We start from the raw sequence: 7,446 nt of genomic DNA, 5'->3' as shown, positions 1-7,446 counted from the left end.
GGTTATTGTGCAGGATGAGTTTGTGCAGTTACAAAAAGAAGCAGCTATGATTCATGTCGATAATACGTTAAAAGATTTCATCGTTCGTCTTGCTTTAGCTACAAGGGAACATACAGATTTGTACCTCGGTGCAAGTCCGAGAGCATCTTACGCGTTGATGCGTGCAGCCCAAACGTCCGCTTATATGAAAGGCAGAACTTTCGTTGTGCCGGACGATATTAAGGATTTGGTGCTGCCTGTGTGGGCGCATCGGCTTATTCTGACTTCTGAAGCCCGGATGATCGGTAAGTCGGTCGAACGGATACTAGCAGATCTATTAGTTTCCTTACAAACTCCAGTGCTTCGCTATGTTTCGTCGAAGTAGGGGGCACATTCATGAAAAGCTGGGGTAAAACGTCGCTGCTCTTTGTGGGGTGTGTTCTTTCGGTTCTGCTGGTTTATTGGCAAGGCGGTTTCGCGGCTTGGTATTTAGGAATCTGTTTGACTCTGATATGGATTCAGGCGGGGTTCTTTTATGTCTTTGCTTTCAAAGGGCTGTCGATCAACCGACAGTTGTCAGGAGAAGTATTTGTATCGGGTGAAGATATCACAATTACCCTCGGTATCGAGCATCGTGCGCGGATGCCAATGCCTTGGCTGGTCGTCAAAGAAACGTGGGTCCATGAAGGAAGTGGGGCTCAGCTGATTTACAGCAAGCTGCTTTTCCCATGGTTTCAGTCGACGATAAGTTTCCATTATAAAATAACGAGCCTCATGCGCGGCGTTTATCGCTTCTCCGGCTGTGAAGCGGTCACCGGGGATATGTTCGGTTTTGCTGTCCGCAGGACGCACCGAGATGAGATTCACCGGTGCGTCGTCTATCCGAAGGCGGATACGCTCAGCCGCTCCGGCATGACCTTCCACGCGGACGACGGCGATGTGCCTACCGCCCGCGGTCCCAAAGCGGAGACACCGCTAATCAGCGGTATCCGTGACTATGCCAGCGGTGATCCTTATCACCGCATCCACTGGAAATCCACAGCCCGGTTGAACCGGCTGATGACCAAAGACCCCGAGCAGGCCGCCTCCGCGAAGCGGATGCTGCTGCTCGATGCGGCGCCTGCGGCGAGCCCAGCAGAAGCGGCTCAGCCGCTGCTGGAGAAGGGCGTCGCCCTCGCGGCTGGCTTCTTCGAAGCCGCCGCTGGCGGGCGCGAGAGCTGCGGCTTCGCCAGCAGCTCGAACGGAAAGCGAATCGCGCCGACGATTCGCCCGGACCTGACGCTCGCGTACGAAGTACTCGCGAGCGTGGGCGGCAAGCCCGCCATGGCCTTTCCTGACCTCGTCAGGAAAGAGGCGGCGGCCTTGCCGCCAGATGCGTCGATGGTGTGTATCACATCGACGCTGGATGTGGCGCTGGTGCGCGCGATTGCGGATGCGCGCACCAGGCGCCGTTCCGTGCACGTGATTTACGTGCACGCCAAGCCTTCCCTCTCGGTCGCTGAGCGAGAGGGGGCTTCGCAGCTGCAGGCCGCAGGCTGCAGCTTCACGGAAGTACCACATCCGCGTAGCCAGTGGCCGAAACAAGGAGGTGTCGCGGATGCAACCGCTTGAACCACGGCGCGATTCGCGCATGCTCTTTCCATCTTCGAAATCATCTCGTAAGGTAGATGAGGTTGCTAGTCCTTCGGGAGCCATTCCATCGAGACCCATCTTCCACGCCAATACAGTGACTGGCACAGCCACAGCATCGCCGATTCACCAAACCTTTTTCCGAGACATCTTGATCTCTCTCTTGCTGTTCTTGCTGATTTCAGAATGGCTCCATCCATTGGCATGGATGGCAGATACGTCGATTGAATCCGGCCCTATATTGGTCGTTTTTGCGTTATGCATCGCCATAGATTGCTTTAAGGTTCCATATGCTTGGGGATGGACAGCCAAAGGCATCTTGATCCTGCTTTTCGTCGGATTTATGTTTAACCGTGAAACCTTTATCACCGGAACGTGGATTGTTGATTTAGTTGGAACGATTGTTCAGGATGCCAGCTATCTGGTGCAAGCTCATTTCGACCTCATCAGCGGTGAACTCAGGACCTTGCTTTTTTTGCTTGGCTGGTCGCTGCTTATTTCCGTGATACAGGCGCTCATGCTGCAGAGACAGCACAGCCTATGGTTTGTCGCCGCCACGTTGATTTATCTGGTTGTTCTACAATTGGTATTTGGTGCGGATACCGTGCAAGGCATCATGCGCACAATAGGATATGGACTTCTTCTGTTAGCGCTGCTGAACCTTTCGAGAATTGAGCAAACCTATGGTTTTGCTTCGGTTCGTCCGGGCAGCGCTTTTAGATGGATGGCCGTTAGTACAGCCATAGTGGGTGTGCTAGCCGCAGCCGCATGGTATTCGGCTAAGCAAGCCGAGCCGGAACCTCTGATGAAGCCGGTAAGCTGGGCGTATATGTCGGATCGCTTGTTTGAATTTTACAATGAGGAGACACATGCTGGGGGGACTTTTGCCAAATCAGGCTACGGTCAAAATGATACGTCCTTAGGAGGTCCACTCCAAGTAGACACGACCCCGGTTTTCACAGCCAAAACCTCAGAATTGACTTACTGGCGCGGGGAATCCAAAAACTTCTACGACGGCAAAGGCTGGACCCAAACGAATCAAACGCTTGAGCCGTATACAGCGCCTATTCAGACAGGTACAGGAAGGCTTGTTACACAAGAGGTTTTGTGGAGTGACAAGTCACCGAATAAACAGTTGTTCTTAGGAGGCAATCTACTTGGTGTGGACTCTCTTCTGACAGAGAAGGGGAAGCCGTTATCACCGGACATCCTGCTGAAGTCTACGCTCAGCGGTAAAGTTGTTTTGCCTGAAATTGCAGATCCTTTGTCGTATTACAAAATAACCGTGCAGCCTGTGAAGGAAGATCCCGCTTTGCTGAACTCGGATATGGGAGCCTATCCGCCTGAGATAGGCGAGTACTTGCAGCTGCCAGCAACATTGCCGAGGTCGGTACGCAGCATTGCCGAGCAAATAACAGCGAATCGGGCCACGGCATATGCCAAAGCCGTTGCGATTGAGCAGTATTTGAGCCACACCTATACATACAGCCTTGAGAAGCCGACGGCTCCAAGCCGCAACGAGGACTTTGTCAGCCACTTTTTGTTCGTGGATAAGACTGGTTATTGTGATCATTTCTCAACGTCGATGGTTGTGATGCTGCGTTCTGTTGGCGTACCTGCTCGTTGGGTAAAAGGGTTCGCGCCTGGAACGCTGCAATCGGCTGATAGTGGCGCGGATCAGCTTCAAGAAGTACTGGTTCGTAATTCGGATGCGCACTCCTGGGTGGAAGTGTATTTCCCTTCTATGGGTTGGGTACCGTTCGAACCTACGCCGGGATTCTCGGGTATACATTCCAGTGCCGGGGAAATTTACAGCGAATTCAAGCGAATGGCTGCAAGCTGCGAAACATACAGTCATGGATTATGCGAAATCAAATCGTAACCTGCTCATTCTGTTGCTAGGGAGCCTTCTTGTGCTCGCGGCTGTTGTCCTTCTGATGAAGCGCAAAGGTTTCTTGGTTAACGCAGCGCTCGTTCCATTTTACAAACACGGCTTAAACAATCCTCATCCCATGATTCCTTATATGGATCGTTTATGGCTCCAGTTATTCCGCAAGTATGGCGCCAAACCTAAGGATCAAACCGTGAGAGACTATGTAACAGCTTTGAGTTTCAAGCATCAAGGAAACAAACAAGCGCTGTTGAAGTTCGCCTTAATCTATGAAAGCATCCGCTATGATGCCATCAATTCTTCGCATTATACGAAGCGGGAAATTATGGCAATATGGAAAGCCATCCAAAAGACACATTAAACCCCTTTACATCCTAGGTACCTAATGTTTAAAATTAGTACCTATAAATAGCGGTAAGCGGACAAGGGTACCCCAAAAAGTGAAGAGACGTTTTGTAGCTGATTCCGATTGCTTTTCGGGGAGCCCCACAAACGTACAACCGCTATGAAATTAGGAGGTCGGATAATGAGTAAACCGAGTGAAATGATCGTCGTTTTAGATTTTGGAGGCCAATACAACCAACTGATTGCTAGACGAATTCGTGATTTGGGCGTGTACAGCGAATTGCTGCCGTTCAATACAACGGTTGAGAAAATTCGCGAGCTTCAGCCGAAGGGTATTGTGTTCTCAGGCGGTCCATCCAGCGTGTACGGTGAGGGAGCTCCAGCTGTTGATCCGCAAATTTTTGATTTGGGGATTCCGATTTTGGGGATTTGCTACGGCATGCAGCTTATTGCTCATCAATTGAACGGTAAAGTTGAACGCGCGCATACGCGTGAATATGGTAAGGCAGATCTTTCGTTTACTAATGAAAGTCCGCTCGTGAAAGGTTTGGAAGCGAAGCAAACCGTATGGATGAGCCACGGCGACCACGTTTCCGTTCTTCCTGAAGGTTTCGTGATCGAAGCGAGCACAGATTCCCTTGAAATTGCGGCAATGAGCAATCGTGAACGTAATATCCATGCGGTACAGTTCCACTTGTATGTTCATTGATCATGGCTTGCTGCGTCAAGGCGAGGCAGAAAGCGTTATGGAGACATTTGTTGGAAAATTCGATATGCATGTGGTCAAAATCGATGCGCGTGAACGTTTCCTCGGCAAATTGGTCGGCGTAGACGATCCAGAGCAAAAACGTAAAATTATCGGTACCGAATTTATCCGCGTGTTTGAAGAAGAGTCCAGCAAATTCGACGACTTTACGTTCCTGGCACAAGGTACGCTTTACACGGATATCGTAGAAAGTGGTACAGCTACAGCTCAAACCATCAAATCGCATCATAACGTAGGCGGATTGCCGAAAGATATGAAGTTCAAGCTGATCGAGCCGCTCAAAACTTTGTTCAAAGACGAAGTCCGTAAAGTGGGCGAAGAGTGCGGTCTTCCTGCAGCGATCGTGTGGAGACAACCATTCCCAGGTCCTGGTCTGGCTATTCGTGTGCTTGGCGAGGTAACCGAGGATAAGTTGAAAATTGTTCGTGAATCCGACGCCATCCTGCGCGACGAAATCGCCAAAGCAGGCCTGGATCGTGAGATCTGGCAATACTTCACGGCTCTTCCGGGCATGAAAAGCGTTGGGGTTATGGGAGATGCTAGAACTTACTCCTACACTGTAGGTATCCGGGCAGTTACTTCCATCGACGGTATGACCGCCGACTGGGCGCGTATTCCGTGGGATGTGCTGGAGAAAATCTCGGTTCGTATCGTGAACGAAGTTGAGAATGTAAACCGTATTGTCTACGACATTACGTCCAAACCGCCAGCTACGATTGAGTGGGAATAGATAAATTGGAAAAGACGAACGTTCTGGGAAATTTTAACCCAGGAACGTTCGTCTTTTTTATTGACAAAGGGTTATTTCCGCACTAAAATGTGAAATGGATAACAGTTTTTCGTATAATCTTGGGGATTGGCCCGAGAGTTTCTACGAGATCACCGCAAATGATCTGGCTACGAAAAAAAGGACGGAATCTGTGTGAGTTACTACGACTTTTTGTGCTATGCATAGAAGGGGCAACTCTCATAGGGAAGCTCCTTTTTCGTACCCGGAATCAGGCAACATGATTCCGGGTTTTTTGCTGTTCCCACCATTCGTTTTAGGAGGAGTAGGAAAAATGGATCGCTTTTTCAAATTGAAACAAAACGGCACAACCGTAAGAACAGAAATCATGGCGGGGATTACTACGTTCATGACAATGGCTTACATCCTTGCAGTCAACCCAGATGTGCTGAGTGCTTTTAAATCGGGAGCTACCGGTGGAGACTGGACTTCGATTTTCTTGGCTACGGCGATTGCTGCTGGTGTTATGACGATTGCTATGGGGTTATTCGTTAACTTTCCTGTTGCTCTTGCGCCGGGAATGGGCTTGAACGCTTATTTTGCAACGATTATCTTGACATCACAAGGTAAGTTTACGTTTTCAATGGCGTTAACTGCTGTATTTATTTCGGGGATCATCTTTATTATTTTAACCTTGACCAGAATTCGTCAGATGCTCCTTGTCGCTGTTCCAGATGGCTTGAAGCATGCGATTACGGTGGGTATCGGATTGTTTATCGCCATGATTGGTTTCAAAAACAGCGGTATTCTTACTGTTGCTGTAGAAAGCGGCAAAGATATCAAGGCACATCAATTTACAGATGTTCTTTCATTTGAAACGGTGTTTCATATGGGTTCATTAGAAGATAAAAGCGTTATTCTAACGATTGTTGGTATTCTGTTGATTTCCATTTTTATGGTGCTGCGCATTCGCGGTGCAATTTTGTTCGGTATCTTGGCTACTACAATTATTGGCTACTTCATGGGTATGGTTAATCTGGGTGCCTTATCAAGTGCAGATACGACATGGGTTCCGGATTTAAGTAAGCTTCGTTTTGGTGACTTTGATTTTGCAGGGATTATGACAACGGGGATCGTTTCCGTTATTGCTACATTTACGTTCGTTGAGTTGTTTGATACATTTGGCACGATGGTTGGAACAGCGAGTCGCGCTGGAATTATGAAGAATAAAGAAGAAGGCAATAAGCGTGTAGGTAAAGCGATGTTTGTTGATGCAATCGGTGTTAGCGGTGGTGCATTAGTTGGAACAAGTACTGTTACTGTATTTGTAGAAAGCGCAGCAGGTGTAGCAGAGGGTGGACGTACTGGTTTGACGGCCGTGACTACGGGCGTATGTTTCTTGCTTGCTCTATTCCTCGCTCCAATTGCGATGTTGATTCCTGGTTCCGCTACTGCGGCTGCCTTAATCGTTGTTGGTGTTCTGATGGTGCAATCGATTCGTGAGATTGACTTCCAAGACTTCGTTATCGCGATCCCAGCGTTCCTTACTATTGTATTGATGCCTTTCACTTACAATATTGCGAATGGTATTTCCTTTGGTATCGTTACTTATGTGGTATTGGCAGCAGCAGCGAACTTGGGTGGCAAAAGTGAGAAGCGTTATTCCATTCACTGGCTCATGTGGGTTCTAGCGATTCTTGTTCTAGCTCGTTACATCTTTATAGGAAGTCAAGGTTAAAAAGCTTTAAGCTCTGGTGCATTACGCGCCGGGGCTTTTTTTGTTACCATATTTTACAATTATAAAAAGACTTGCAATGCCTTTGCGTATTTGTTATATTACTTCTTGTCGCTTCGGCGGTCGAACGAAAGAACGAAAGTAACTGAAAAAAAGTTCTTGCAATCGAATAGGCTGATGTGGTATATTGATCAGGTCGCTTTTGAAGGCGATGGATGAATAAGGAAGAAATTGATCTTTGAAAACTGAACAACGAGTGAGTAAGCAYGAACGAGAAATCGTTCAAAAATAAGAGATTATTTATAATCTCGCTAGCAAGTCAATGAGCTATTAAGCATTCAGAATAAAGGCGAGCAATCGTCAACTATTATGGA

5 protein-coding genes, 1 pseudogene and 1 riboswitch are annotated in these 7,446 nt (G+C 48.3%); all 6 genes and pseudogenes read left to right on the top strand.

Annotated features, from left to right (window positions below):
- On the top strand, window positions 1-364 hold a 364-nt coding region (locus AC1DUA_RS29365; protein WP_477503115.1), incomplete at its 5' end, for an AAA family ATPase.
- Window positions 365-375: 11 nt separating this feature from the next.
- Window positions 376-1,590 carry a DUF58 domain-containing protein gene (locus AC1DUA_RS29360; RefSeq protein ID WP_477503114.1) on the top strand — a complete coding sequence of 405 codons (1,215 nt, stop codon included), beginning with the start codon at window positions 376-378 and terminating at the stop codon, window positions 1,588-1,590.
- Window positions 1,577-3,490 carry a transglutaminase-like domain-containing protein gene (locus tag AC1DUA_RS29355; protein WP_477503113.1) on the top strand — a complete coding sequence of 638 codons (1,914 nt, stop codon included), beginning with the start codon at window positions 1,577-1,579 and terminating at the stop codon, window positions 3,488-3,490. Before AC1DUA_RS29360 ends, AC1DUA_RS29355 begins: the two co-directional genes overlap by 14 nt.
- Window positions 3,405-3,860, top strand: a complete 456-nt coding sequence (locus AC1DUA_RS29350) for a hypothetical protein (protein ID WP_477503116.1) — start codon at window positions 3,405-3,407, stop codon at window positions 3,858-3,860. The genes AC1DUA_RS29355 and AC1DUA_RS29350 overlap by 86 nt, the downstream gene beginning before the upstream one ends.
- Window positions 3,861-4,025: 165 nt before the next feature.
- Window positions 4,026-5,340: pseudogene (gene guaA / locus AC1DUA_RS29345) on the top strand (glutamine-hydrolyzing GMP synthase).
- 89 nt (window positions 5,341-5,429) lie between these two features.
- Window positions 5,430-5,530: riboswitch (purine riboswitch) on the top strand.
- 141 nt (window positions 5,531-5,671) lie between these two features.
- The gene (locus AC1DUA_RS29340) at window positions 5,672-7,075 is read left to right on the top strand and encodes an NCS2 family permease (protein WP_477503112.1); all 1,404 of its coding nucleotides are present in this window, start codon (window positions 5,672-5,674) and stop codon (window positions 7,073-7,075) included.
- Window positions 7,076-7,446: the final 371 nt, after the last annotated feature.

The organism is Paenibacillus sp. 01T422 (genome assembly GCF_056398785.1).
This window is presented reverse-complemented; position numbering and strand designations above follow the sequence as displayed.